General features: G+C 64.4%; 25 protein-coding genes. 2 read left to right on the forward strand and 23 right to left on the reverse strand.

Features of this window, described 5'->3' with window-relative positions; all coding sequences use genetic code 11:
• Window positions 1–92: 92 nt before the first annotated feature.
• Both C8J44_RS02755 and C8J44_RS02760 read left to right on the forward strand, forming a co-directional pair.
• Complete coding sequence (locus tag C8J44_RS02755) at window positions 93–2,381, forward strand: hypothetical protein (RefSeq protein ID WP_259466677.1); 2,289 nt, start codon at window positions 93–95, stop codon at window positions 2,379–2,381.
• A 101-nt stretch (window positions 2,382–2,482) separates the two neighbouring features.
• Complete coding sequence (locus tag C8J44_RS02760; RefSeq protein ID WP_121903264.1) at window positions 2,483–3,262, forward strand: SDR family oxidoreductase; 780 nt, start codon at window positions 2,483–2,485, stop codon at window positions 3,260–3,262.
• A gap of 135 nt (window positions 3,263–3,397) precedes the next feature.
• Here the strand turns inward: C8J44_RS02760 and C8J44_RS02765 are convergent, their stop codons facing one another.
• The 23 genes from C8J44_RS02765 to thiE form a co-directional block, all read right to left on the reverse strand.
• Window positions 3,398–3,679, reverse strand: coding sequence for a DUF1467 family protein (locus C8J44_RS02765; RefSeq protein WP_093397299.1), 282 nt, complete (start codon window positions 3,677–3,679; stop codon window positions 3,398–3,400).
• A 4-nt stretch (window positions 3,680–3,683) separates the two neighbouring features.
• Complete coding sequence (locus C8J44_RS02770; RefSeq protein WP_121903265.1) at window positions 3,684–5,321, reverse strand: ribonuclease J; 1,638 nt, start codon at window positions 5,319–5,321, stop codon at window positions 3,684–3,686.
• Window positions 5,322–5,384: 63 nt separating this feature from the next.
• Window positions 5,385–6,161, reverse strand: coding sequence for a type III pantothenate kinase (locus C8J44_RS02775; RefSeq protein WP_121903266.1), 777 nt, complete (start codon window positions 6,159–6,161; stop codon window positions 5,385–5,387).
• Window positions 6,162–6,171: 10 nt separating this feature from the next.
• Complete coding sequence (locus tag C8J44_RS02780; RefSeq protein WP_121903806.1) at window positions 6,172–6,903, reverse strand: biotin--[acetyl-CoA-carboxylase] ligase; 732 nt, start codon at window positions 6,901–6,903, stop codon at window positions 6,172–6,174.
• A gap of 2 nt (window positions 6,904–6,905) precedes the next feature.
• Window positions 6,906–8,351 (reverse strand): NADH-quinone oxidoreductase subunit NuoN, encoded by a 1,446-nt coding sequence (nuoN, locus tag C8J44_RS02785; protein ID WP_121903267.1) that lies wholly within the window; start codon window positions 8,349–8,351, stop codon window positions 6,906–6,908.
• Complete coding sequence (locus tag C8J44_RS02790) at window positions 8,351–9,883, reverse strand: NADH-quinone oxidoreductase subunit M (protein WP_121903268.1); 1,533 nt, start codon at window positions 9,881–9,883, stop codon at window positions 8,351–8,353. Before C8J44_RS02790 ends, nuoN begins: the two co-directional genes overlap by 1 nt.
• Entirely contained in the window at window positions 9,883–11,988 is a 2,106-nt protein-coding gene (gene nuoL / locus C8J44_RS02795; RefSeq protein WP_121903269.1) for an NADH-quinone oxidoreductase subunit L, read from the reverse strand. The genes C8J44_RS02790 and nuoL overlap by 1 nt, the downstream gene beginning before the upstream one ends.
• Before the next feature lie 5 nt (window positions 11,989–11,993).
• On the reverse strand, window positions 11,994–12,302 hold the full coding sequence (gene nuoK, locus C8J44_RS02800) for an NADH-quinone oxidoreductase subunit NuoK (RefSeq protein WP_082441002.1): 309 nt from the start codon (window positions 12,300–12,302) through the stop codon (window positions 11,994–11,996).
• A complete protein-coding gene (locus C8J44_RS02805; RefSeq protein WP_056048540.1) occupies window positions 12,299–12,910 on the reverse strand; it encodes an NADH-quinone oxidoreductase subunit J in 612 nt (203 codons plus the stop codon). Before C8J44_RS02805 ends, nuoK begins: the two co-directional genes overlap by 4 nt.
• A gap of 43 nt (window positions 12,911–12,953) precedes the next feature.
• Window positions 12,954–13,439 (reverse strand): NADH-quinone oxidoreductase subunit NuoI, encoded by a 486-nt coding sequence (gene nuoI, locus C8J44_RS02810; RefSeq protein WP_055877898.1) that lies wholly within the window; start codon window positions 13,437–13,439, stop codon window positions 12,954–12,956.
• Window positions 13,436–14,482 carry an NADH-quinone oxidoreductase subunit NuoH gene (gene nuoH, locus C8J44_RS02815; RefSeq protein WP_056058320.1) on the reverse strand — a complete coding sequence of 349 codons (1,047 nt, stop codon included), beginning with the start codon at window positions 14,480–14,482 and terminating at the stop codon, window positions 13,436–13,438. Before nuoH ends, nuoI begins: the two co-directional genes overlap by 4 nt.
• The gene (nuoG, locus tag C8J44_RS02820) at window positions 14,479–16,473 is read right to left on the reverse strand and encodes an NADH-quinone oxidoreductase subunit NuoG (protein WP_121903270.1); all 1,995 of its coding nucleotides are present in this window, start codon (window positions 16,471–16,473) and stop codon (window positions 14,479–14,481) included. The genes nuoH and nuoG overlap by 4 nt, the downstream gene beginning before the upstream one ends.
• A complete protein-coding gene (gene nuoF / locus C8J44_RS02825) occupies window positions 16,473–17,774 on the reverse strand; it encodes an NADH-quinone oxidoreductase subunit NuoF (RefSeq protein ID WP_107955021.1) in 1,302 nt (433 codons plus the stop codon). Before nuoF ends, nuoG begins: the two co-directional genes overlap by 1 nt.
• Window positions 17,774–18,442, reverse strand: a complete 669-nt coding sequence (locus tag C8J44_RS02830) for an NAD(P)H-dependent oxidoreductase subunit E (protein ID WP_121903271.1) — start codon at window positions 18,440–18,442, stop codon at window positions 17,774–17,776. Before C8J44_RS02830 ends, nuoF begins: the two co-directional genes overlap by 1 nt.
• Window positions 18,442–19,653 carry an NADH-quinone oxidoreductase subunit D gene (locus tag C8J44_RS02835; protein WP_274705252.1) on the reverse strand — a complete coding sequence of 404 codons (1,212 nt, stop codon included), beginning with the start codon at window positions 19,651–19,653 and terminating at the stop codon, window positions 18,442–18,444. The genes C8J44_RS02830 and C8J44_RS02835 overlap by 1 nt, the downstream gene beginning before the upstream one ends.
• A gap of 20 nt (window positions 19,654–19,673) precedes the next feature.
• Entirely contained in the window at window positions 19,674–20,498 is an 825-nt protein-coding gene (locus tag C8J44_RS02840) for an NADH-quinone oxidoreductase subunit C (protein ID WP_121903272.1), read from the reverse strand.
• Window positions 20,495–21,043 carry an NADH-quinone oxidoreductase subunit B family protein gene (locus C8J44_RS02845; RefSeq protein WP_056058310.1) on the reverse strand — a complete coding sequence of 183 codons (549 nt, stop codon included), beginning with the start codon at window positions 21,041–21,043 and terminating at the stop codon, window positions 20,495–20,497. The genes C8J44_RS02840 and C8J44_RS02845 overlap by 4 nt, the downstream gene beginning before the upstream one ends.
• A complete protein-coding gene (locus C8J44_RS02850; RefSeq protein ID WP_121903273.1) occupies window positions 21,034–21,408 on the reverse strand; it encodes an NADH-quinone oxidoreductase subunit A in 375 nt (124 codons plus the stop codon). The genes C8J44_RS02845 and C8J44_RS02850 overlap by 10 nt, the downstream gene beginning before the upstream one ends.
• Before the next feature lie 488 nt (window positions 21,409–21,896).
• Window positions 21,897–22,709: an inositol monophosphatase family protein gene (locus tag C8J44_RS02855; RefSeq protein WP_056048515.1), complete on the reverse strand. Its 813-nt coding sequence runs from the start codon at window positions 22,707–22,709 to the stop codon at window positions 21,897–21,899.
• A 111-nt stretch (window positions 22,710–22,820) separates the two neighbouring features.
• Window positions 22,821–23,384 (reverse strand): elongation factor P, encoded by a 564-nt coding sequence (efp, locus tag C8J44_RS02860; protein WP_093397280.1) that lies wholly within the window; start codon window positions 23,382–23,384, stop codon window positions 22,821–22,823.
• 86 nt (window positions 23,385–23,470) lie between these two features.
• On the reverse strand, window positions 23,471–24,076 hold the full coding sequence (locus C8J44_RS02865) for a M23 family metallopeptidase (protein ID WP_121903274.1): 606 nt from the start codon (window positions 24,074–24,076) through the stop codon (window positions 23,471–23,473).
• Window positions 24,077–24,080: 4 nt separating this feature from the next.
• Entirely contained in the window at window positions 24,081–25,094 is a 1,014-nt protein-coding gene (locus C8J44_RS02870) for a L,D-transpeptidase (protein WP_121903807.1), read from the reverse strand.
• A 76-nt stretch (window positions 25,095–25,170) separates the two neighbouring features.
• Window positions 25,171–25,860 carry a thiamine phosphate synthase gene (gene thiE / locus C8J44_RS02875; RefSeq protein ID WP_121903275.1) on the reverse strand — a complete coding sequence of 230 codons (690 nt, stop codon included), beginning with the start codon at window positions 25,858–25,860 and terminating at the stop codon, window positions 25,171–25,173.
• Between the last annotated feature and the right edge of the window lie 2 nt (window positions 25,861–25,862).

Below are 25,862 nucleotides of genomic sequence, written 5' to 3' on the forward strand. Positions count from 1 at the left end.
TACCGGACGGATGCTTAAGGGAAGATTGCACAAGACGTTTTGTCCGGCCACGTTTCGTGATACTTCGACAGCTCATGAACGGGGGTTCGCCAATGATCGGGTTTCGTGCGGCGGCAGGCAATGCCCATCCCATTCGCGCGGATATCGTGATGGAACCGGTATCGGACCCTATGCCCCAGAGCGCGTATCAGGAAACTTTCGAAGCGTTCGAGGTGGATGATCCCGCACGCGGACTTGGTCGGGTGTTTGCGGGGATTGCGATCTTCGGCGTGTTGGCATGGCTGTTCGGCATGATCTGGTTTGCACGGGATGCGCTGGCGACGATCGAACCCCTCGCGCTCGTCCAGTTCGTCGCCGCGCTCTGCGTTGTTCCCGCGCTTGTCGGAATCGTCTGGCTCCTCGCGATGCGGACCAGCCGCGCCGAAGCGTATCGGTTCGGCGTCACCGCTCAGGCGATGCGCGGCGAGGCGGCAAGCCTGGAGCGCACCGTCGCCGCCCTGTCGAATACGATCGAGGCCAACCGCGCGCAGCTCGCCGAGCAGGTCGATACGTTCCTGCTGATAGGCAATGGCGCGACCGAACAGCTTGCCGCGATCGGTCGCGGCATGGCGTCGGAGATCGATCAGGCCGCCGCGCACGCCCGCAACCTCGCCACATCGACCGCTGGCGCGCAGTCCAGCCTCGGCGTCCTGATCGCCACCCTTCCCCGCGCACAGGCGGATATCGACGACGTCGCCAAGCGGCTCGAACGTACCGGTCTGTCGGCGAGCGAACACGCCGCGGCCCTCGATGCGCAGATCGTCGCGCTCGCCGAACGCGGCCGCGAGGCCGACACAATGGCGAGCGGTGCCGCGCAACGTCTCGCCGCGCATATCGTCCGGATGGAAGCGACCAGCCAGACCGCTGGCGCGCATCTCGAATCGGTCACCGACGGCATGTCCGCCGCAGTCGACGCGCTACTCAACCGCACCGCCGATGCCGTCGATCTATCGAGGCGGGGGATCGCCGCGCAAGGCGACGCGATGCTGGCGATGGTCGGGGCCAACCAATCCGCGCTCGACAGCGCCGCGCGGGATAGCGCGGAAGCGCTCGCGTACCGCATCGCCGCGGTCGAGGACGCGATCGAACGCGTCGCGATCCGCCTCGACCTGCAACGCAGCGCCGGCGACCGGATCGTCGACGACCTTCATGCCGGGCTCGGCGACGTCGAGGCGCGGATCGAACTGTTGCACCGCCACGGTACCGAGCGCACGCAGGGTCTCGCCGCATCGATCAGCGCGCTGGGCGGTTCCGCCGACGCGATGACCGAGGCGCTCCGGACCGGCGACGACATGGCGCACCGGACGATCGCCACGACCGAGACGCTGCTCGTCGCGCTCGACGCCGCGGCACGCGAGATCGACGAGACGATGCCGGCCGCACTCGGCCGCCTCGATTCGCAGGTGCTGGCCAGCAAGAGCATCGTCGTCTCGGCGCGTCCCGACCTGCTCGCGCTCGTCACCGCGGCGGAGAGCACGCACGACGCGATCGAGGCGATTGCCGGGGTCATCGGCGAGCAGCGCCTGGTGCTGGACACGCTCTCGATCGACCTGCTCAACACGCTCAACACCGGCCGCGCGAAGGCCGATGCCTTGGGCCAAATGGTCGACGAGGCGATCGGCCGCACGCAGCATTTCGCGGAAGACGCCGCGCCGCAACTGATCGAGGCACTGCACCGCGTCCGCGAGACCGCCGCTGTCGCCGCCGACAAGGCGCGCGAGACGCTTTCGAAGGTCATTCCCGAAGCCGCGGCCGCGCTCGAAGCTGCCAGCGCCGACGCGATGCGCCGCGCGACCAACGACACCGTGGAACGCCAGGTCAAGGCGCTCACCGACGCGACCGGCGCTGCGGTCGACGCCGCTACCGGCGCGACCGAACGCCTCGCGCGCGAAGTCCAGGCGATCGTCGACCAGACCGCGATCGTCGAAACGCGGATCCACGAAGCCCGCACAGAACGCGAAGACGCCGACCAGGAGACGTTCGCGCGCCGCGTTTCGCTGCTGATCGAATCGCTCAACTCAGCGTCGATCGACATCACCAAGGCGATCGCGCCCGAAATCTCCGACAGTGCGTGGGGCGCATATCTCAAGGGCGATCGCGGCGTCTTCACGCGACGCGCCGTCCGTATCCTAGACGCCAGCGAAGTCCGCGAGATCGCCGGACTCTATGACGAAGACGAGACCTTCCGCGAGATAGTCAACCGCTACATCCACGACTTCGAAGCGATGCTCCGCACGATCCTGACGCAACGCGATGGCTCGCCACTCGGCGTGACGCTTCTGTCGTCTGACATGGGTAAGCTGTACGTGGCACTGGCACAGGCGATCGAGCGCCTGCGCTGAACCGGACCTCATAGGAGCTTTCGAAATGATCCAGCGTCACCGCTAAAGCGGCCCTCGCCAGCGGAGCAACCCGCCGGCCGGACTCATATTTCGAGGCTTACATGCCCAGACTGAACACCAAGATCTGCGTCGTCACCGGCGCAGCACGTGGCATCGGCCGCGCGATCGCCGAGCGCTTCCATGACGAAGGCGCCGTCGTCATCCTCACGGACATAGACGAAACCGCCGGCGCCGAGACTGCGGCGGCCATCGGCTGCCGGTTCGAAAAGCTCGACGTCCGCGAAGAGGCGGATTGGCGACGCTTGGCGGAGACCTTTCCGGTGGTCGACGTGCTCGTCAACAATGCGGGCGTAACGGGTTTCGAGCACGGCATGGTCGCGCACGATCCAGAACATGCTAGCCTTTCAGACTGGCGCGCGGTCCATGCGGTCAACCTCGATGGCACGTTCCTCGGCTGCCGCTATGCGATTGGTGCGATGAAAACGGCGGGCACAGGCTCGATCATCAACATCTCGTCGAGATCCGGGCTGGTCGGGATTCCCCTCGCCGCGGCCTATGCGTCGTCGAAGGCGGCAATCCGCAATCACAGCAAGACGGTGGCACTGTATTGCGCGCAGCAGGGGTGGAAGATCCGCTGCAACTCGGTGCATCCCGCAGCGATCCTGACGCCGATCTGGGAGCCGATGCTCGGGGATGGGCCGGACCGCGAGGCGCGGATGGCGGCGCTGGTGGCCGATACGCCGTTGAAGCGGTTCGGGATGCCGGATGAAGTGGCCGCGGTCGCGGTGATGCTCGCGTCGGACGAGGCGACCTACATCACCGGGACGGAGGTCAATATCGATGGCGGTTTGCTGGCGGGCTCGGCCGCATCGCCGGGGTAACGATCCTCCCCCGCAAGGGGGAGGTGGCGCGAAGCGACGGAGGGGAAGGAACACGGAACAGAGGTTACCCCTTCCTCCCCCTCCGTCTGGCAAGAGCCAGCCACCTCCCCCTGGCGGGGGAGGATTGCTGGTCGTTCAGCGCGTGACCATGTTGCCGCGGTCGAACAGGTCGACGCTCTGTGGCGTGATCCACCCGTAAGAATAATTCAGCTGGAACAGCACAAACAGGACCGTCGCCACCACGGTCACCCGCCAAGCCGTCCGCCCCGAGCGAAACTCGTGCGGCGCGCTTTCGGCTTGGCCGGGGACGTGTTCGCCCCCGACCTCACGCGTCGTCTTCACGCCGAATGGCAGGACCAGGAACACCGAGAACGACCAGAACAGGACGTAGATCGCGAGTGCCGAGGTCCACCGCACGCGATCAGCCCTCGATCAGCAGGACGTCGACGATCGGCTGCTTGCCGGTCCAGCGCTTGGCGACCTTGCGCACTGCGAGCCGGATCTGCTCGCGCATCTTCTCGCTCTCGCGCTTGCCGCCGCGCACCGTGTCGGCCGCTGCCTGCACCGCGTCGGCGATGAACGCCGCGCGGTCTTCCTCAACCGGCACGCCCTGCACGCGGACCTGCGGCTGGCCGACCATCCGGCCGTCCTTGCCGAGCGCGACACCGACCGAGATCTGACCGTTGATCGCCAGCTTGCGCCGCTCGCTCAGTGTCGCACCGTCCGCCGGCAGGATCACGTCGCCGTCGAGCACCAGACGCCCGACCGTCGCATTGCCGATCTTCGCCGGACCCTTGGGCGCCAGACGGATGATGTCGCCGTTGCTCTGCACGATCGCGCGCGGAATGCCCTGCTCGAGACCGAAGCGCGCATGCTCCATCATATGGCGCATCTCGCCGTGCGTCGGCACGAGCACCTCGGGCCGCAGCCAGTCGTACATCTGCGCGAGTTCCGGCTGACCCGGGTGACCCGATACATGGACGTGCGCCTGGCGCTCGGTGATCATGCGGATGCCCTTGGCCGCCAGCGTGTTCTGGATGCGACCGATCTGGACCTCGTTGCCCGGGATCTGCTTCGACGAGAAGATCACCGTGTCGTCGGCGTCGAGCGTGATCGTGTGCTGGCCATTGGCGACACGCGCCAGCGCCGCGCGCTCCTCACCCTGGCCACCGGTGGCGATGATCAGCACCTTGTTCTTGGGCAGGCGCATCGCCTCGTCGGGGCTGATCGTGTCGGGGAAATCCTTCAGATAGCCCGTCGCGCGCGCGACCTTGATGATCCGGTCGAGCGAACGCCCGGTCACGCACAGCTTGCGCCCGGTTTCCTTCGCGACTTCGCCGAACGTGTGCAGACGCGCGGCGTTCGACGCGAAGCTGGTAATCATGACGCGGCCCTTGGCCTTGCTGACCTCCTCGAACAGTCCCTTGCGGACCGTGCTCTCGCTGCCCGACGCGGTCGTGTTGAAGATGTTGGTCGAATCGCAGACGAGGACATCGACGCCCTTTTCGCCGATTGCCATGAAGCCCTCGGGTGTGGTCGGATTGCCGATCACCGGGTTCTTGTCGAGCTTCCAGTCGCCGGTGTGGAACACCCGACCGTAAGGCGTGTCGATCAGCAGCGCATTCGCCTCGGGGATCGAGTGCGACATCTCGACGAAGGTGAAGCCGAATGGCCCGAGCTGGAAATTGCCGCCCATCGGGATCATCTTGAGCTTCACGCGGTTGGCGATGCCCTCTTCCTCGAGCTTGCCGCGGATCAGGCCCATCGTGAACGGGGTCGCGTAGATGGGCACGCCGAGGTCTTCGGCGAGATATGGCAGCGAGCCGATGTGATCTTCATGGCCGTGCGTGATGACGATGCCGAGCAAGTCGTCGATCCGGTCCTCGATAAAGGACAGGTCGGGCAGGATCACGTCGACGCCGGGATATTGCGGATCGGCGAAGGTGATGCCGAGATCGACCATCACCCACTTGCCCTGGCAGCCGTACAGGTTGACGTTCATGCCGATTTCGCCGGAGCCGCCAAGGCCACAGAAAAGGAGTTCGTTCTTCGGAGTCATTGATTACTTTCAGGATTATACAGGAATATGGCCCGCAGGCCGGTCGGCGCGAGCCCAATGGCCCTAGATATGGTGACGATCCCACATCATCGCCAGCCCCTGGATCGTCAGGTCGGCTTCGATGACATCGAACACGTCGGTCTGTTTCTCGAATAATGTGGCGAGGCCGCCAGTCGCGACGACCTTCACGGGACGGCCGATCTCGCGCTTCATGCGCGCGACCAGCCCCTCGATCATTGCGACATAGCCCCAATAGATGCCGATGTGCATCTGCGAGACGGTGTTGAGCCCGATGACGCTCATGTCCATCGGTGCCTCGATCGCGATCCGCGGGAGCTTCGCCGCGGCGGTCACCAGCGCGTCGAGCGACAGGTTGATCCCCGGCGCGATGATCCCGCCCTTGTACGCGCCGCTATAGTCGACGACGTCGAAGGTGGTCGCGGTGCCGAAGTCGATCACGATCAGGTCGCCGGGATGCAGCGCATGCGCAGCGATCGTGTTGACCGCACGGTCAGCGCCGAGCGAGGCAGGCTCGTCGACGTCGATCGCGATGCCCCATTCGACCGGCGCATGGCCGGCGATAAGTGCTTCGGTGTCGAAGTATTTCGACGCGAGCACCTGGAGGTTGTGGAGCGCGCGCGGCACGACGGTAGCGACGATCACGCCCTCGACCGCGGTGCGATCATGCCCGCCGAGCTGCATCAACTGGCTCAGCCACACCGCATATTCGTCCGCCGTCCGCCGCGAATCGGTTGCGATCCGCCAGCGCGCGACGATCTCGCCGGCTTCGACCAGCGCGAACACGACATTGGTATTGCCGGCATCGATCGCGAGCAGCATCAGCGGGGCCTCAAAGCAGGAAGACGTCGGCAGCGTGAATGACACGCCGCTCGCCAGACGCCAAGCGGAGGATCAGCGCACCGTCGGTGTCGAGCCCGACGAAAAGGCCGTCGATCCCGCTGCCATCGGGAAGCCGGGCAGTCAGCGCGGTGCCAGCGGGATGGGCGCAATCGACCCAGCGCTCGCGAACCGGTGCGATGCCCTCGGTCCGCCAGCGACCGATCCAACGCGCAAAACTGTCGGCGAGGATGTCGAGGAACATTGCCGGTTCGACCACTACTCCATGCGCGGCGAGATCGGTCGTCGCACGGTCGGGCAGATCGGGATGATGCGCGATGTTGACGCCGTAGCCGACGATCACCGCATTGTCCGCGCGTTCGAGCAGGATGCCCGACAGCTTGGCATCCGCGAGCAGCAGGTCATTGGGCCATTTCAGGACCAGCGTCTCGCTCGCATCGGTCGTGCCCTGGCAGATCCCGGCGACCAGGAACGTCGACACGGTTTCCTGCAAGGCGACCGCAGCAACCAGCGCGAGGCTGGCCGCGGGCGGATCGTTCGGTCGCAACCGAACGAGCGTGCTCGCGTAGAGGTTACCCTCGGGCGACGACCATTCACGCCCGAGCCGCCCCCGCCCCGCCGTCTGCCGGATTGCACGCAACCAGAGACCGTCTTCGGCCCCGCCGCGTGCAAGCTCCAGCAGGTCGGCGTTGGTCGATCCTGTCTCCGCGACGGTGCGGATGATGCTCAGAACAACGCCCGTGCGGCCGCCATCGTCCACGCGCCGAGCACGGGGATGAGGAGGTAGCCGGCTGGCGACACGAACACCGCGGCGATGGCGATCAGGCCACCCTCGACCTTGCTCTCCATCGGCGCGAACGCGGGTGCTGGATCGTCGAAGTACATCGTCTTGACGACGCGCAGATAGTAATACGCACCGATCACCGAGGCGGCGATGCCGACCACTGCCAGCGGGAACAGCCCGGCGTCGACCGCCGCGCTGAACACCGCGAACTTCGCGTAGAAGCCGAACAGCGGCGGGATGCCGGCGAGGCTGAACATGAAGATCGCGAGGGCCGCTGCCAGTGCAGGCCGGGTCCGCGACATGCCAGCGAGGCTGTCGATCGTCTCGACCGGCTGCCCGTCGTCACCACGCATCTGCAACACGACCAGGAACGAGCCCAGCGTCATCGCAACGTAGATCGTCAGGTACATCAGCACGCCCGACACGCCTTCCGGCGTCCCGGCCGCGAGACCGATCAGCGCGAAGCCGACATTGTTGATCGACGAATAGGCGAGCAGGCGCTTGATGTTGGTCTGGCCGATCGCCGCGACCGCACCGAGTATGATCGACGCGAGCGCCGCGAAGATTACGATCTGGCGCCACTGGTCGGTCGCCGGGCCCATCGCATCGACCGCAACGCGGACGCTGAGCGCAAGTGCCGCGACCTTGGGAGCCGACGCGAAGAACGCGGTGACCGGGGTCGGTGCGCCCTCGTACACGTCGGGCGTCCACATGTGGAACGGCACGGCGCTGATCTTGAACGCAAGGCCGGCGAACACGAACACCAGACCGAACAGCAGGCCGAGCGACTTGGTGCCGGCATAGGCTTCCGAGATACCCGAGAACAACGTCGTACCGCTGAACCCGTAGACCAGCGAGATGCCGTACAGCAGAATACCGCTGGCGAGCGCGCCGAGCACGAAATACTTCAAGCCCGCTTCGGCAGACCGTCCGTCGCGCCGCATGAAGCTGGCAAGGACGTATGCCGCAAGGCTCTGGAGTTCGAGACCGACATACAGCGTCAGCATGTCGGTGGCCGAGACCATGATCCCCATGCCACATGCCGACAGCAGGATCAGCACCGGATACTCCGGACGCAGATCGTCGCCGTGCGTGCGCGCGAAGAAGGTCGGCGCCATCACGATCGCGACCGCCGAGGCGATATAGATCAGCACCTTGGCGAACGCGCCGAACGCGTCTGCGCGGTACAGGCCGTCGAACGCATAGCCACCAGACGAAGCCGGGCCGACCAGGGCGATCCCTGCCCCGACCAGCACGAACACGGCGGCGATCGAGACGGCGCGCGTGGACTTGTCCCCGCCCCAGGCCGAGACGAGCATCAAGGCGATCGCACCCAACGCCAGCACCAGTTCGGGCAGCGTCATTGCGATGTTAGCGGCGTAATCCATCAGTGTGCCTCCCCGTGCGCGGCACTATGGACGGTGGCGGGCTTCCCCGCAGTTGGGTTTGAATCGCTGGCAGGCTTGGCGCGGTCGACACGGGCGAGAAGCACGCCCACGTCCTTGCGCATCGGTGCCAGGAAGCTCTCGGGATACACGCCCATCCACAGCACGACGGCTGCGATCGGAGCGAGCAGCCACATCTCGCGGCCCGACAGGTCGACCATCGCACGGACGTCGTCCGACTTGATCTCGCCGAACACGACGCGGCGGTACAGGAACAGCATGTACGCGGCGCCCAGGATGATGCTCGTCGTGCAGAGCAGCGCGGTCCAGGTCGAAACCTGATACGTGCCCATCAGCGACAGGAACTCGGCGACGAAGCCGCTGGTGCCCGGCAGGCCGATCGAGGCCATCGTGAAGAACAGGAAGAAGATCGCGTACTTCGGCATGTTGATCGCGAGGCCGCCATAGCGCGAGATCTCGCGGGTATGGAGCTGGTCGTAGATCACGCCGACGCACAGGAACAACGCGCCCGATACCAGGCCGTGGCTCAGCATCATGATCATCGCGCCCTCGATACCCTGCCGATTGAAGGCAAAGAGTCCGATCGTGACGATCGCCATGTGGGCCACCGACGAATAGGCGATGAGCTTCTTCATGTCCGACTGCACGAGCGCGACCAGCGACGTGTAGATCACCGCGACTGCCGACAGACCGAAGATCAGCCAGGTCAACTGGCCCGAGGCTTCGGGGAACATCGGCAGCAGGAAGCGCAGGAAGCCGTATCCGCCGAGCTTCAGCAGCACGCCTGCCAGGATGACCGAGCCTGCGGTCGGTGCCTGGACGTGCGCGTCGGGCAACCAGGTGTGAACCGGCCACATCGGCATCTTGACCGCGAACGATGCGAAGAACGCCAGCCACAGCCATGTCTGCACATGCGCGGGGAAGTCGTAGTTCATCAGCGCCGGGATGCTGGTCGTGCCCGCGGTCTTCGCCATGTACAACATCGCGATGAACATCAGGACCGAGCCGAGCAGCGTGTACAGGAAGAACTTGTACGACGCGTAGATCCGGTTCGCGCCGCCCCAGATGCCGATGATGAGATACATCGGGATCAGGCCGGCTTCGAAGAACACGTAGAACAGGAACAGATCCTGCGCCGCGAACGTGCCGATCATCAGCACTTCGGTGAACAGGAACGCCGCCATGTATTCGGGCACGCGCGTCGTGATCGAGCGCCAGCTGGCGCCGATGCAGATCGGCATCAGGAACACGCTGAGCATGATCAGCATCAGCGCGAAGCCGTCGATACCAAGCGACCAGCCGAAGGGGCCGAAGATGCCGGGGGCGTGCTCGACGAACTGCCACTGCGCGCCGCCGATGTCGTAGTTCATCCACAGCATGATGCCGAGAACGAAGTCGATCAGCGTCGCCGCCAGTGCCAGCGTCCGTGCCATGTTCGCCGAGACGAACAGGCACACGACAGCCGCGATCATCGGGACCGCGATCAGGACGGAAAGGATAGGAAAGCCGGTCATTACAGTCCGATCGCCCAGGTTACGGCTGCGGTCAGCCCGATCAGCATGACGAAGGCATAGGTGTAGAGGTATCCCGTCTGGAAGCGGTTGGCCACGCGGCTACCGATCTGGACGACCCAGGTCGCGCCGTCGGGCCCGAACCGGTTGATCGTCTTCTCGTCGCCGCGGTGCCACAGGAAGCGGCCGATCGCGAACGCCGGGCGGACGAAGATCAGGTCGTACAGCTCATCGAAATACCACTTATGCAGCAGGAAGTCGTAGAGCACGCCGAACTGTTCGACGACCTTGGCCGGGAACGTCGGTGCCTTGATATAGGCGTACCAGGCGGTCAGCAGGCCGAGCAGCATCGCGATCGTCGCCGACAACTTCACGAGCAGCGGCACGCCGTGCATCTCGTGCATCAGATGTTCGCGGAACGCGAGTGCGCCCTTCCAGAACTCTTCGCCCGCGGTCGGCTCGATGAAGAAGCTGTGGAAGACGAAGCCGGCCAGAACCGCACCGATCGACAGGACGATCAGCGGGATCAGCATCGGCAGCGGGCTCTCATGCGGATGGTAGCCACCATCGCCCTCGGCCGGTGCATGCGCGGCGTCGTGATGACCGATCGGCGCATGACCTGCGTCCTCGGCCTGCGCCGGGTTCGCATGATGATCATCCGCGTGATGCGCATCATGCGCGTGGTCGTCGTGACCATGCGCGTCGTGAAGCGCATGCTGGATGTGCTCCGATGCGGCCCAGCGCGGCTTGCCCCAGAAGGTCAGGAACATAACACGCCACGAATAGAAGCTGGTCAGCAACGCGACGAGCACGCCGACGAACCATACGCCCGGCTGGCCCGCAGCCCAGCTCGCCTCGATGATCGCATCCTTCGAATGGAAGCCTGCAAAGCCGATCGCGGTGTTGCCGAAGATGCCGGGGATGCCGACGCCGGTGATCGCGAGCGTACCCGCCATCATCGCCCAGAACGTCACCGGGATCTTCTTACGCAGGCCGCCATAATAGCGCATGTCCTGCTCGTGGTGCATCGCATGGATCACCGAACCGGCGCCAAGGAACAGCAGCGCCTTGAAGAACGCGTGCGTGAAGAGGTGGAACATCGCAGCGCCGTACGCGCCAACACCCGCCGCGAAGAACATGTAACCGAGCTGCGAACAGGTCGAATACGCGATCACGCGCTTGATGTCGGTCTGGACGAGGCCGCAGGTCGCGGCGAACAAACACGTCGCGGCCCCGACCGAGGTCACCACGGTCAGCGCGACCGGGCTCATCTCGAACATCGGCGACAGGCGGCAGACCATGAACACGCCAGCCGTAACCATCGTCGCCGCGTGGATCAGCGCCGACACCGGGGTCGGGCCTTCCATCGCGTCCGGCAACCAGGTGTGCAGGCCGAGCTGCGCCGACTTGCCCATCGCGCCGACGAACAGCAGCAGGCAGAGCACCGTCATCGTGTCGAAGCGGTAGCCGAGAAAGCCGAGCGTCGAACCCGCCATGCCGGGGGCCGCGGCCAGGATCTCGGGGATCGAGACCGTGCCGAACACCAGGAACGTGCCGAAGATGCCGAGCATGAAGCCAAGATCGCCGACGCGGTTGACGACGAACGCCTTGATCGCGGCTGCGCTGGCCGACGGCTTGCGGAACCAGAACCCGATCAGGAGGTAGGATGCGAGACCCACGCCTTCCCAGCCGAAGAACATCTGGACCAGATTGTTCGCGGTCACGAGCATCAGCATCGCGAACGTGAACAGCGACAGATACGCGAAGAAGCGCGGCTGGTCGGGATCTTCGTCCATATAGCCCCAGCTATACAGGTGGACGAGCGCCGAGACCGACGTGACGACCACGAGCATCACCGCGGTCAGCGCATCGACACGCAGCGACCACGCGACGTTCATGTCGCCGGAATGGATGAAGTCGAGCAGCGGCGCGACGGTGGCCGTGCTGGTGCCCGAGAGGAAGCCGATGAAGATCGGCCAGGACAACAGGCACGACGCGAACAGCGCAGCCGTGGTGACGAGTTTCGCCGGCACGTTGCCGATCGCGCGATTGCCGAACCCGGCAACGATCGCGGCCAGTAACGGCAGGAAGACGATAAGCTGGATCAACCGTATTACCCCTTCATCCGGTTGACGTCGTCGACCGCGATGGTGCCGCGACCGCGGAAATAGATCACGAGAATGGCGAGGCCGATCGCGGCTTCACCCGCGGCGACCGTCAGCACGAACATCGCGAACACCTGTCCGACGAGATCGTGGAGGAACGCCGAAAATGCGACGAGATTGATGTTCACCGCCAGCAGGATCAGCTCGATCGCCATCAGGATGACGATGAGATTCTTGCGGTTCAGGAAGATGCCGAGCACCCCCATCGTGAACAGGATCGCCGCGACGACCAGATAATGGACGAGACCGATCGTCACAGTTCGACTCCCTGCCCGACGACCGGGCTCGTGTTGCGCGTGGCGTCCTGCGGACGGCGCGCGTTCTGGCGGCTGATGTTCTGCGCCTTGACGCCGCCACGCTGGCGGTGGGTCAGGACGATCGCCCCGATCATCGCGACCAGCAGCACCAGGCCGGCACCCTCGAACACGAACAGATAGCGCGTGTAGAGCAGGTTACCGATCGCCTGGATATTCGGCACGGTGTCGTCGATCGGTGCGGCACGACGTGCGAGCTGGATCGGACCTGTGCTCCACGCACCGATCGCGATCATCACCTCGGCGGCGAGCGCGACGGCAAGCGCGAGGCCGATCCCGAAATACCGGGCGACGCCTGCGCGAAGCTCGGTGAAGTCGATGTCGAGCATCATGACGACGAACAGGAACAGCACCGCGACTGCCCCCACGTAGACGATGACGAGCAGCATCGCGATGAACTCGGCACCGACCAATATCATGAGGCCCGCCGCGTTGAAGAACGCGAGGATCAGCCACATTACCGAATGGACCGGGTTGCGCGACGCGATCGTCAGCGCGCCCGACAGGACGACGACGAAGGCGAAGAGGTAGAAGGCTAAGGCCTGAATCACGATTGCGGCCCCTTAGACGCCCACGAGAAGAATGAGCGCGCCATTAACGGTACGGCGCATCGGCGGCAAGGTTCGCCGCGATCGCGCTTTCCCAACGGTCGCCGTTATCGAGCAGCTTCGACTTGTCGTAGATCAGCTCTTCGCGCGTCTCGGTGGCGAACTCATAGTTCGGCCCCTCGACGATTGCATCGACCGGGCACGCCTCGGCACACAGGCCGCAGTAAATGCACTTGGTCATGTCGATGTCGTAGCGCGTCGTGCGGCGCGAACCGTCGTCACGAGGCTCGGCTTCGATCGTGATCGCCTGCGCAGGGCACACGGCCTCGCACAGCTTGCACGCGATACAACGCTCTTCGCCGTTCGGATAGCGACGCAACGCATGCTCGCCCCGGAACCGCGGCGACACCGGATTGCGCTCGTACGGATAGTTGATCGTCGCCTTTTCCTTGAAGAAATAGCGAAGCGTCAACGCGTGCGCCTTCACGAATTCCCACAGGGTAAACGACTTGATGATCTGAGCGACGCTCATGAACCCACTCCAACGCGCGTCAGCATGAGATAGCCCGACACGAGGAAAACCCAGAACAGCGAGACGGGGAGGAAGACCTTCCAGCCGAGCCGCATCAGCTGATCGTAGCGATACCGCGGCACGGTCGCCTTCACCCAGCTGAACAGGAAGAAGAAGAACAGGATCTTGGCGAACAGCCAGATGATCCCAGGCACGTAGTACAGCGGCGCCCAGTCGACCGGTGGCAGCCACCCGCCCCAGAACAGCGTCGCGTTGAGCGCGCACATCAACAGCACGTTGGCGTACTCGCCGAGCCAGAACAGCGCGAACGACATCGACGAATATTCGGTCTGGTACCCGGCGACGAGCTCGCTCTCCGCCTCGGTCAGATCGAACGGTGCGCGCTGCGTCTCGGCCAGCGACGAGATGAAGAACATCACCGCCATCGGGAACATCAGCGGGTTCAGTATGTACCCGTTGAAGAACCAGACATGCGACTTCTGCGCCATCACGATCGCCGATAGGTTGAAGCTGCCGGTCCACAGCACGACCGAAATCAGAATGAAGCCGATCGCGACTTCATACGACACCATCTGCGCGGCCGCACGAAGCGCCGAATAGAACGGGTATTTCGAGTTCGAGGCCCAGCCCGACAGGATGATCCCGTACACGCCGAGCGACGACGCCGCGAGCACGTAAAGCAGCCCGACGTTGATGTCCGCGAGCACGACGCCGACCCCGAACGGCACCACCGCCCAGACGATCAGCGCGACCGTGAATGTGATGATCGGTGCCAGCAGGAACAGCGTGCGGTTGGCGGCTGCGGGGACGATCGTCTCCTGCAGGAACACCTTCAGGCCGTCGGCAAAGCTCTGCAGCAGACCGAACGGACCGACGACGTTGGGACCACGGCGCAGCGCCATCGCCGCCCAGATCTTACGATCGGCATAGATGATCATCGCCACCGCCAGCATCAGCGGCAGCGCGATCACGAGGATATCGATGATCGTGGCGAGGAAGAACGCCCAGTCGTAACCGAGCGAGGATTCGAACCAGGAGATCATTCGGCTGCCTCCGCATAATCTTCCCCGTGGAGAAGTTCGGCCGAGCAGCGCTGCATCGTCGGCGACGCACGGCAGATCGCGTTGGTCAGGTAGAAGTCCTTGATCGGATAGCCGGCGAGGACGCCCTGTCCTTCGCCGTTCAGCGGAGGCGGGTTCCACTCGAACGTCGCGAGCGCCTGATGCCGCAGCGCAGGCACGTCCGCGTACATTTCCTCGCGGAGACCCTCAAAGCTGTCGAACGGCAGCGTGTGGCCGAGCGTATCGGACAGCGCGCGGAAAATCGACCAGTCGTCGCGCGCATCGCCCGGTGCGAACACCGCACGCTCGCCGCGCTGGACACGTCCCTCGAGATTGACCCACGTCCCCGACTTCTCGGCATAGGTAACGCCCGGCAGGATGACGTCGGCAGCCGCCGCACCCTTGTCGCCGTGATGGCCCACGAACACCTTGAAGCCAGCGAACTTCGAGTAATCGACCTCGTCCGCACCGAGGAAGAAGCCGAGCTTCGCCCCCATCACGTCGGCGATGCCGCCCTTCTGCGCATAGCCGAGCATCAGCCCACCCATACGCGAGGCTGCCATGTGGACGACGTTGAAGCCGTTCCAGTCCGCCTTCACGAGACCCAGCGTATCGACCAGCTTCAGCGCAGCCGCATGGCCACCCTTCAGCGCGCCACCACCGACGATCACCATCGGACGCTCGGCCTTGCCGAACGCCTTGGTCACCGCCTCAGGCAGGCTGCCGAGCAACGCTAGATCGTCGCCGAGCCACTCGACCTTGTACGTCAGGTCCGTCTCCGGCCCGATCGCAAAGACCTTCGCGCCCTTCTTGATTGCCTTCCGCACCCGCGTGTTCACCAGCGGCGCTTCCCAGCGCAGATTGGTGCCCACGAGCAGGATCGCGTCGGCACGCTCGGTGCCGGCGATCGTCGTGTTGAAATTGACCGCGGCGATGCTTGTCGCGTCATAGTCCATGCCGGTCTGACGGCCTTCGAGCAGGCTCGAACCCATCTTCGCCAACAGCGCCTTGGCGGCGTACATAGTCTCGCAATCGACCAGATCGCCAGCGACGGCCGCAACGCTCGACCCGGCGTTCACCGCCTTGATCGCCGCAAATGCTTCGTCCCACGTCGCGGGCTGGAGCTTGCCGTTCACGCGCACATAAGGCTTATCGAGGCGACGGCGCACGAGACCGTCGATCGCGTGGCGCGTCTTGTCGGTCGCCCATTCCTCGTTCACGTCCTCATTGATCCGCGGCACGCAACGCAGCACCTGGCGACCACGGCTGTCGAGCCGGATGTTGGTGCCGACCGCGTCCATCACGTCGATCGTCAGCGTCTTGCGCAGTTCCCAAGGACGCGCCTCGAACGCATACGGCTTCGACGTCAGCGCGCCCACCGGGCACAGATCGACGACGTTGCCCGACAACTCGCTCTTGACCGCATTCTCGAGATACGAGGTGATCTGCATATCCTCGCCGCGGAAGATCGCACCGATCTCCTCGACGCCGGACACTTCCTCGGCGAACCGGATGCAGCGCGTGCACTGGATGCAGCGGGTCATGACCGTCTTGACGATCGGGCCCATATACTTCTCGGTGACCGCGCGCTTGTTCTCGTCGTAGCGCGAATGGCCACGGCCGTAGGCGACCGACTGGTCCTGCAGATCGCACTCGCCGCCCTGATCACAGATCGGGCAATCGAGCGGATGGTTAATCAGCAGGAATTCCATGATGCCCTCGCGGGCATTCTTGACCATCGGCGAGTTGGTGAAGATCTCCTGCTTGTCCGCTGCCGGCAGCGCGCACGACGCCTGCGGCTTGGGCGGACCAGGCTTCACCTCGACCAGGCACATCCGGCAATTGCCGGCGATGCTCAGCCGCTCATGATAACAGAAACGCGGGATCTCCTTGCCGGCAAGCTCGCACGCCTGCAGCACGGTGGCGCCCTGCGGCACCTCGATCTCTACGCCATCGACTTTAACTAAGGGCATTACTCTGCGGCTTCCATCATCGGCGCGGTGTCGCCACCGCGCTCACGGATACGGCGCTCCATCTCGGGGCGGAAATGCTTAATCAGGCCCTGGATCGGCCATGCTGCGGCATCACCCAGCGCACAGATCGAGTGACCCTCGACCTGCTTGGTGACCTGCTGGAGCATGTCGATCTCGGACAGTTCGGCGTCGCCGGTGCGCATCCGCTCCATCACGCGCCACATCCAGCCGGTGCCTTCGCGGCACGGCGTGCACTGGCCGCAACTCTCATGCTTGTAGAAGTACGAGATGCGGCTGATCGCGCGGACGATGTCGGTCGACTTGTCCATGACGATGATCGCCGCGGTGCCAAGACCCGAACCGACCGCCTTCAGGCCATCGAAGTCCATCGCGCAGTCCATGATCTGCGCGGCGGGCACGAGCGGCACCGACGAGCCACCCGGGATGACCGCGAGCAGATTGTCCCACCCACCACGGATACCGCCGCAATGCGTCTCGATCAGGTCGCGGAACGAGATGCTCATTTCCTCCTCGACCACGCACGGCTTGTTCACATGGCCGCTGATCTGGAACAGCTTCGTACCGCGGTTATTCTCCGCGCCAAAGCTGGAGAACCACGCAGCGCCACGCCGCAGGATCGTCGGCGCAACCGCGATCGACTCCACATTGTTGACCGTCGTCGGGCAGCCATAAAGACCCGCACCCGCCGGGAATGGAGGCTTCAGCCGCGGCTGGCCCTTCTTCCCCTCGAGGCTCTCCAGCATCGCGGTCTCTTCGCCGCAGATGTACGCGCCGGCGCCACGGTGGACGAACACGTCGAAGTCGTAGCCCGACCCGCACGCGTTCTTGCCTATGAAGCCACGATCATACGCCTCGGCAACAGCTGCGAACAGCGTCTCGGCCTCGCGGATATATTCGCCACGGATGTAGATGTACGCGGCGCGCGCGCGCATCGCGAACCCGGCGATCAGCGCGCCTTCGATCAGCTTGTGCGGATCGTGGCGGATGATCTCGCGATCCTTGCAGCTGCCCGGCTCGGATTCATCAGCGTTGATGACGAGGAAGTTCGGCCGGTCAGGCTTCGGCTCCTTCGGCATGAACGACCATTTGGTGCCGGTCGGGAAACCCGCACCGCCACGGCCGCGCAGCCCCGACGCCTTCATCACATCGATGATCGCGTCCTGGCCGAGCGCCATCAGGTCCTTGGTATTGTCCCAATCGCCGCGCATGATCGCCGCGTCGATGGTCCACGGCTGGAAACCGTAGACATTGGTAAAAATGCGATCCTTGTCGGCGAGCATCAGGCCCACTCCCCCCGGTAATCGTGGTTCGCGTCGACCATCGCCTTCAGCGAGGTCGGGCCGCCTTCAGGGCAGCTCGCGCGACGACCGAATTGCGGTCCCGGCGTCGGGTGCCCGCCATTGGCCAGCGCCTCGAGGATCTCGGTCGTCTTGTCGTAATCGAGGTCTTCGAAGTTATCGTCGTTGATCTGCACCATCGGCGCGTTCGCGCACGTGCCTAGGCACTCGACCTCGGTCAGCGTGAACATGCCGTCCGGCGTCGTGCCACCCTTGACCAGACCGCGGTTCTTGCACGCGGCAAGAACATCGTCCGACCCGCGCAGCATGCACGGCGTGGTGCCGCAGACCTGCACATGGAAGCGACCGACCGGCGCGAGGTTGAACATCGTGTAGAAGGTCACGACCTCATACACGCGCATGTACGGCACACTGATCTGACGCGCGACGAACTCGATCACCGGCACCGGCAACCAGCCCTGCGTCTGCGTTTCCGCGCCGACCTGGCGCTGCGCCAGATCCAGCAACGGGATCGACGCCGACTGCTCGCGACCCTTGGGATAGCGCCCGAGGATCTCGTTCGCCTTCACCTGGTTCTCGTCCGTCCACGCGAACGAACTCCAGCGTGCGCGGGTCTCGGCCTCGTCGGGAATTTTCGGAGCTTCAGCCATCAGCGGTCACATTCACCAAAAACGATATCCATCGCGCCGAGTATCGCGGTCGTATCCGCCAGCATGTGGCCCTTCGCCATGAAGTCCATGGCTTGCAGATGCGAGAACGCGGTCGGCCGGATCTTGCAGCGGTACGGCTTGTTCGAGCCATCGGCGACCAGATACACGCCGAACTCGCCCTTGGGGCTTTCGGTCGCGACATAGACGTCGCCGGCGGGCACGTGGAAGCCCTCGGTGTAGAGCTTGAAGTGATGGATCAGCGCTTCCATCGACTGCTTCATCTCACCGCGCTTGGGCGGCACGACCTTGCGATCGAGCGACGCGATCGGCCCCTCGGGCATGTCGCGAAGGCACTGCTTCATGATCCGCGCGGACTGACGCACTTCCTCGACGCGCACCATGAACCGGTCATAGCAATCGCCACGCGTGCCGACCGGCACCTCGAAGTCCATCTTGGCATAGGCGTCGTAGGGCTGCGACTTGCGCAGATCCCAGGCGATGCCCGAGCCGCGGATCATCGGACCCGAAAAGCCCCATTTGATCGCGTCGTCGCGGCTGACCACGGCGATGTCGACGTTGCGCTGCTTGAAGATGCGGTTGTCCGCAACGAGCGAGATCGCATCCTCGAACAGCCGCGGCAGGCGCGTGTCGAGCCAGTCGCCGATGTCGGCGAGCAGCTTCAACGGCGCGTCCTGATGCACGCCACCCGGACGGAAATAGTTCGAATGCATACGCGCGCCCGAGACACGCTCGAAGAAGTTCATGCAGTCTTCGCGGATCTCGAACAGCCACAGGTTCGGCGTCATCGCACCGACGTCCATCACGTGCGAGCCCAGATTAAGCATGTGGTTCGAGATGCGTGTCAGTTCGGCAAAGAACACGCGCAGATACTGCGCCCGCTCGGGCACTTCGAGGTCGAGCAGCTTCTCGACCGCCAGCACCCAGCTGTGCTCCATGCACAGCGGCGAGCAGTAATCGAGACGATCGAAATACGGCAGCGCCTGCGTGTAGGTCTTGTACTCGATCAGCTTCTCGGTGCCGCGGTGGAGCAGGCCGACATGCGGGTCGACGCGCTCGACAATCTCGCCGTCGAGTTCCATGACGAGGCGCAACACGCCGTGCGCCGCGGGATGCTGCGGACCGAAATTGATCGTGTAGTTCTGGATCGTGACGTCGCCGGTCGTCGGATCGGCTGCGTCGGCTTCACCCAGAAGCTCTTCGACATACAGACTCACTGGTTCTGTCCTCCACCCTTGGTCGGAACCACGTCGGGGTTGGCAGGCTTCGGCGTCGCATCGGACTCCGACTTGCCGGCGCCCGTCTGCGCGGTCGACTCGGTGCTCTTGGGTTCGGTCGGCGCCTGGGTCGGCGACTGCGCCGCATTGGCCTTGACGATCGCGTCCGCCGACAAGGGCGTCTGCGCACCCTTGGCCTGCGGCAACGCACCCTTCTCGTCACCTGGGAGCACGTAGTTCGCACCCTCCCAAGGGCTCATGAAATCGAACGTACGGAAGTCCTGCGCAAGCTGCACCGGCTCGTACACGACGCGCTTCGACTCCTCCGAATAGCGCAGCTCGACATACCCGGTCAGCGGGAAGTCCTTGCGCTGCGGATGACCGCGGAAGCCGTAATCGGTCAGGATGCGGCGCAGGTCCGGGTTGCCGCTGAACAGCACGCCATACATGTCGTACACTTCGCGCTCGAGCCAACCGGCAACCGGCCAGATGTCCGTCACCGACGGCACCGGCTTTTCCTCGTCAGTCGCGACATGCACGCGCAGGCGGTGGTTCCGCGTCAGCGACAGCATGCAATAGACGACCTCGAACCGCTCTGGGCGATCCGGATAGTCGACGCCGGCGATCTCCATGAGCTGCTGATAGACAAGCCCCGGTGTGTCGCGAAGCGCGATCATTGCTTCATACAGGTCTTCGCGACGAACGTGCAGCGCGACTTCGCCAACATGGTCGACCGCGTCGAGCAGCATGCCGCCGAGCGCCGCGCGGGCGCTGTCGATCACGCCGTCGTTCGACGTGTATGCTGGTGCGGGAGCCCTCAACGCTCGATGCTCCCGGACCGCCGGATCTTCCGCTGCAACTGCATGATGCCGTACAGCAACGCCTCAGCCGTCGGCGGGCATCCGGGGACGTAGATGTCCACCGGCACGATCCGATCGCAACCACGCACGACGCTGTAGCTGTAATGATAATAGCCGCCGCCGTTCGCGCACGATCCCATCGAGATCACGTACTTGGGCTCGGACATCTGGTCATAGACCTTGCGGAGTGCAGGGGCCATCTTGTTGCACAGCGTGCCGGCAACGATCATCACGTCCGACTGGCGAGGGGACGCGCGCGGTGCAGCGCCGAAGCGCTCCAGATCGTAGCGCGGCATGTTGACGTGGATCATCTCGACCGCGCAGCAGGCGAGCCCGAACGTCATCCACCACAGCGAGCCGGTTCGGGCCCACTGGAACAGCTCTTCGGTGGACGTGACGAGGAAACCCTTGTCCGTCAGTTCACCGTTCAATCCGTCGAAAAAGCCCTGGTCGGGTGGCACCAGCGAACTGGGCGAACCGGGTGCGGGCTGAAGCTCTACTCCCAATCGAGTGCTCCCTTCTTCCATGCGTAGACGAGGCCAAGGGCCAATTCGCCGATAAAGATCATCATCGAAATCCACGCGGTCCAGCCCAGCGTGAAGACCGAGACGGCCCAGGGATACAGGAACGCGGCCTCGAGATCGAAGATGATGAAGAGGATGGCGATCAGGTAGAAGCGTACGTCGAACTGGCTGCGCGGATCCTCAAATGCGGGAAAGCCGCACTCGTATTCGCTGAGCTTTTCCGGCGTAGGCTTATGCGATCCGGTGAGGCGCGAGACGGCCATCGGCAGGAACACGAACGTGCTCGACAATGCGATGGCGACCCCGAGGAACAGGAGGATCGGAAGATAGTGCGACAGGTCGACCAAATTGCTTCTCGCAAGTGCGAACGGAACGGGGCCGCTTTAGGCCGATGGGGGGTGATGGGCAAGGCGTGGAGGGTGTGAGAATCACTCGCAAGTGGAGGGATAGGGTGGCGGGAAACATGCGTTACTCGGCATGCCCGGCTGCACTTGGCGTGCCCGGCTACAGCCGGGGCTGCTGCAAATAGCGCAACGTCGCCAAACCCTCTCCGTCACCCCGGACTGGTTCCGGGGTCTACGGTGCCGCAAACCAATGGTGGAAGAGGCTGCGGAACGGTGGATGCCGGAACAAGCCCGGCATGACGGAACAACTTAACGATCCTCCACCCCGCAGGGGAAGAATTCGATACCCTCCCCATTCCTCGTCATCCTGACGAAAGTCAGGGCCCAGGGTTACAAACGGCAACCCTATTGGCTCTGGGTCCTGACTTTCGTCAGGATGACGGATGAAGGGTGCCGATCTGCCCGAGAATTTCCGTTACGATCAGCGCGCCTTAGCGCAGTGCGCCGGCCACCAGCTTATGCAACCGCGAATGCAGCGCATCGTTCGCAGCGAGGAACTCGTTACGCTCCATAGCGCGATCGCCGCCGCGGAAGTCGGTGACGAAGCCGCCGGCTTCCTTCACCAGCAGCATGCCCGCCGCAACGTCCCAGGGCTTCAGGTTCGATTCCCAGAACCCGTCAAAACGCCCGGCCGCAAGCCAAGCCAGATCGAGCGCCGCAGCGCCCAAACGACGGATCCCCGCAACCTCAGGCGCAACCGCGCCGAAGATCCGGCTCCACTGCGCGAAGTCGCCATGCCCCAGGAACGGGATCCCAGTAGCGATCAGCGATTCGGACAGATCACGCCGCGACGACACGCGCAGACGCTGGTCGGTGAGCCATGCCCCCCGGCCCTTCTCAGCCCAGAAGCTCTCGTCGGTCAGCGGCTGATACACCAGCGCGGTGGTAACCTCGCGCTTGCCGTTCGGCATCGGCTCCTCGACCGCGATCGAGATGCAGAAATGCGGGATGCCGTGGAGGAAGTTCGACGTCCCATCCAAGGGATCGACGATGAACCGCGGCTTGTTGGGATCGCCCTCGACCTCGCCGCGCTCCTCCATGAGCATGCCCCAGTCGGGACGGGCGTGCGACAGTTCCTCGAAGATCGTCTGCTCGGCGCGCTGATCGGCCTGGCTGACGAAATCGGCCGGACCCTTGCGGCTCACCTGGAGCTGCTGGACCTCGTTAAAGTCGCGGCGCAGGCGCGGCGCGGCCTTGCGGGCGGCGCGCTCGATGACGGTCATGATGCCGGAATGGCTGGGCATTAGAAATCTCCTCCCCTCCCGCTTGCGGGAGGGGTCGGGGGAGGGCTTGAACCGATACGCGAAGCTGGAAGAAGGCCCTCCCCTAACCCCTCCCGCAAGCGGAAGGGGAATTTAGTCCGCGCGCCTAACGTACGTCTGCTCGTAAACATCGACGACGATCCGCGTGCCCGCACCGATGTGCGGCGGCACCATCACGCGCACGCCGTTCTCGAGCACCGCAGGCTTATACGAAGACGAAGCAGTCTGCCCCTTCACGACGGCGTCCGCCTCAACGATCAGCGCCTCGATCGTGTCGGGCAGCTGGACCGAGATCGGCCGCTCTTCCCAGAGCTCCATCACCACGTCCATGCCGTCCTGCAGGAACGCCGCGGCGTCGCCCAGGATGTCGGCGTCGAGCGAGATCTGCTCGTAATTGATCTTGTCCATGAAGGTGAGCATGTCGCCTTCGCGGAACAGGAACTGGAAATCGACGGTCTCAAGCCGCACCTTCTCGACGCTCTCGGCGGAACGGAAGCGGATGTTGTTCTTGCGGCCGTCGATGAGGTTCTTCATCTCGACCTGCATATAGGCACCGCCCTTGCCGGGCTGGGTGTGCTGAATCTTGACGGCGCGCCAGATGCCGCCCTCATATTCAAGAATGTTGCCGGGACGAATCTCGACCGCGTTGATCTTCATGACCGATTCCTGCTGGAAAGAGCTAGGGGCCGTCCGCGAAGCATAACCCTGAAGCATGACTCTGCGGAAACCCGAAGCGGCGGGCTTTAGCGGGACGACCCCGTTCCGGCAAGCAGCGGGTACGGGTTCACGTTCTCACCCTGCCACCAGCGCTCACCCGGCTGCATCTTCGTCAGCCCGAAATGCAGGTGGTAATTGCCCGCCCCCGCATCCCCGGTATCGCCGACATAGCCAAGCGTATCGCCTGCCTTGACCGCCATCCCCTCGCGGATCCCAGCCGCGTACCCGGCAAGGTGCGCGTAATAATAGGTCCAGCGGCGATCCGGCGAACGGACGTAAAGCGTGATGCCGCCAAGCCCGCTCTGGAACAGCTTTTCGATCCGCCCCGGCGCAGCCGCAACGACGGGCGTGCCGCCCGGTGCCATGATGTCCGTCCCGTGATGGCCGCGTAGACCGCCGCCCCGCGCATCGTTCCAGCTGTCAGCAATCGCTTTCCGCGACACGCCAGCCACAGGGACGGTCAGCGCTCCCGGTGTCACGGTAACAGCTGCGACATCGGCGGAAGGCACCGGCTTGCGCCAAGGCACGCGCCGCTCAATGCCGCTACCGCTGCTGCCAAACGACACCATCGAGGCGAACGCGCCGACCGCCACCACGATCAGCCCGAGAATGATCCAGAACGTCCGCGTCATCGCCTCAGGCCTGGAACACGGCCTTGGTCCCCGGCTTGATCATCATCGACAATCGCGCCGCATCCCAGTTGGTCAGGCGGATACAACCATGGCTCTCGGCACGCCCGATCGTCTCGGGGTTCGGCGTACCGTGAATGCCGTAATGCTCCTTCGACAGATCCATCCAGACGACACCGACAGGACCATTCGGCCCCGGCGGCAGCATCTCCTTCTGCTGCCCCTTCTTCGCATCCCAGAACAGCGCCGGATTGAAGTGGAACTTAGGATTGTAGTCGGAGCCCTTGATCGTCCACGTGCCGAGCGGCAGCGGGTCATGGCTCGACCCCATCGTCGCGGAGAATTGCGCGATCAGCTTGTCGTTCGCATCGAGCACGCGCAGCACGCCGTCCGACTTGTCGACCACGACATGATCCGCCTGCGGCTGCTTCGCATCGACGTTCAGCATGGTGAGCGTCGCGATCCAGTCGGGCTTCAGCTTCGAATCATACGCGCGCGAGGTCGGCAGAGCGTTCGGGAACACGACCTTGGTGCCCGGCGCCAGCCTCGTGGTCGGCGAGTTCAGCGCCACGATCACCGCCGGCGTCGTGTGGAACATCTCGCCGAGCTTCTCCATGACTGTCTTGTAGCCTAGCGACGGGAGCTCGGCCTGCTTGGCTGGATCCTTGGGGAACGGATTCACGAACGGTCCCGCCAGCATCTCCGGCGTCAGCGCGACCGTCACGGTCGGCCGCGCGGCGCGGTACGGATACAGCGCCTGCAACGTCCGCGCGTCAGCCTTGCCGGTAATCGGCAGCCCCTTCGCCTCCTGGAACCCCTTCAGCGCGGCGACCAACGACTGCCCGCCGCGACCGTCCAGTACGCCCGGCCCGAAACCGAGATGGTCAAGGATCACCTGCACGTGCAGGATATTGCGATCGATCGGTACGGGCTTGGCCGGCTCTGTCTGCGCCAACGCGGGCGACGCGCCCCCGAACAGGCACGCCGCAAGAACCGAAGCTTTCGTCACAAATGCCGTCATGCCCGTCATCCCAAACCGTTACGCTCGTGCATCAAACGGTCGGGACGACGGTTGTTTCCAACGGTTCAGCGCGATCTCAGCGCCGGGCGAGAACCTCGCCGAAGGCCTTGATGGCAGCGACCTCGTCGCCGCCCCAGACGGCGCCCGACACCGCAATGAAGTCCGCGCCAGCCGCCACGAGCGGCGCGGCGTTTTCCGGCGTTATGCCACCGATCGCGACGCAAGGCATCTCGAACAAGGTCGACCACCAGGACAGGATCACCGGCTCGGCGGTATGCGTCGCGACCTTCGTCCTCGTCGGATAGAACGCCCCGAACGCAACATAATCGGCCCCAGCCTCGCCCGCTTCCATCGCCAGATGACGACTGCCGTGACAGCTCACGCCGATCTGCGCATTGGGCCCAAGCTGCGCCCGCGCCTCGCGCGGATCGCCATCGTCCTGCCCGAGATGCACGCCGTCAGCATCGAGCCGCTTCGCCAACCCGATATCGTCGTTGACGATGAACGCGACATCGCGCTCGGCACAGATCGCGCGCAACGGCTCGCCCAGCGCCGCAGCTGCATGCTGATCGATATCTTTCACGCGAAACTGGAACGCAGCCACCGGCCCGGCGTCGAGCGCCCGAGCAAGACGCACCGGAAAGTCGCCACCGACGTCCAGCGGCGACACCAGATAAAGCTGGCAAGCCGGCCGACGTATGTCGCGGCGGAAATTCTCGGCGAAATTGGGATCGAGCGGGCCCAGCGGATCTTCGAATTCGGTCATGT

The sequence above is a fragment of the Sphingomonas sp. PP-CE-3A-406 genome, assembly GCF_003688625.1.
GTDB lineage: Bacteria > Pseudomonadota > Alphaproteobacteria > Sphingomonadales > Sphingomonadaceae > Sphingomonas.

What these genes read in the sequence shown, in the direction of transcription:
- nuoH (WP_056058320.1), bottom strand. Translation starts at nt 14,482, where the DNA reads ATGATCTCCTGGTTCGAATCCTCGCTCGGTTACGACTGGGCGTTCTTC.
- nuoN (WP_121903267.1), bottom strand. Translation starts at nt 8,351, where the DNA reads ATGGATTACGCCGCTAACATCGCAATGACGCTGCCCGAACTGGTGCTG.
- C8J44_RS02855 (WP_056048515.1), bottom strand. Translation starts at nt 22,709, where the DNA reads ATGCCCAGCCATTCCGGCATCATGACCGTCATCGAGCGCGCCGCCCGC.
- efp (WP_093397280.1), bottom strand. Translation starts at nt 23,384, where the DNA reads ATGAAGATCAACGCGGTCGAGATTCGTCCCGGCAACATTCTTGAATAT.
- nuoF (WP_107955021.1), bottom strand. Translation starts at nt 17,774, where the DNA reads ATGCTCGCCGACAAGGATCGCATTTTTACCAATGTCTACGGTTTCCAG.
- C8J44_RS02755 (WP_259466677.1), top strand. Translation starts at nt 93, where the DNA reads ATGATCGGGTTTCGTGCGGCGGCAGGCAATGCCCATCCCATTCGCGCG.
- thiE (WP_121903275.1), bottom strand. Translation starts at nt 25,860, where the DNA reads ATGACCGAATTCGAAGATCCGCTGGGCCCGCTCGATCCCAATTTCGCC.
- nuoI (WP_055877898.1), bottom strand. Translation starts at nt 13,439, where the DNA reads ATGAGCGTCGCTCAGATCATCAAGTCGTTTACCCTGTGGGAATTCGTG.
- C8J44_RS02870 (WP_121903807.1), bottom strand. Translation starts at nt 25,094, where the DNA reads ATGACGGCATTTGTGACGAAAGCTTCGGTTCTTGCGGCGTGCCTGTTC.
- C8J44_RS02790 (WP_121903268.1), bottom strand. Translation starts at nt 9,883, where the DNA reads ATGACCGGCTTTCCTATCCTTTCCGTCCTGATCGCGGTCCCGATGATC.
- C8J44_RS02830 (WP_121903271.1), bottom strand. Translation starts at nt 18,442, where the DNA reads ATGGCTGAAGCTCCGAAAATTCCCGACGAGGCCGAGACCCGCGCACGC.
- nuoG (WP_121903270.1), bottom strand. Translation starts at nt 16,473, where the DNA reads ATGCCCTTAGTTAAAGTCGATGGCGTAGAGATCGAGGTGCCGCAGGGC.
- C8J44_RS02865 (WP_121903274.1), bottom strand. Translation starts at nt 24,076, where the DNA reads ATGACGCGGACGTTCTGGATCATTCTCGGGCTGATCGTGGTGGCGGTC.
- C8J44_RS02760 (WP_121903264.1), top strand. Translation starts at nt 2,483, where the DNA reads ATGCCCAGACTGAACACCAAGATCTGCGTCGTCACCGGCGCAGCACGT.
- C8J44_RS02770 (WP_121903265.1), bottom strand. Translation starts at nt 5,321, where the DNA reads ATGACTCCGAAGAACGAACTCCTTTTCTGTGGCCTTGGCGGCTCCGGC.
- C8J44_RS02775 (WP_121903266.1), bottom strand. Translation starts at nt 6,161, where the DNA reads ATGCTGCTCGCGATCGATGCCGGCAATACCAATGTCGTGTTCGCGCTG.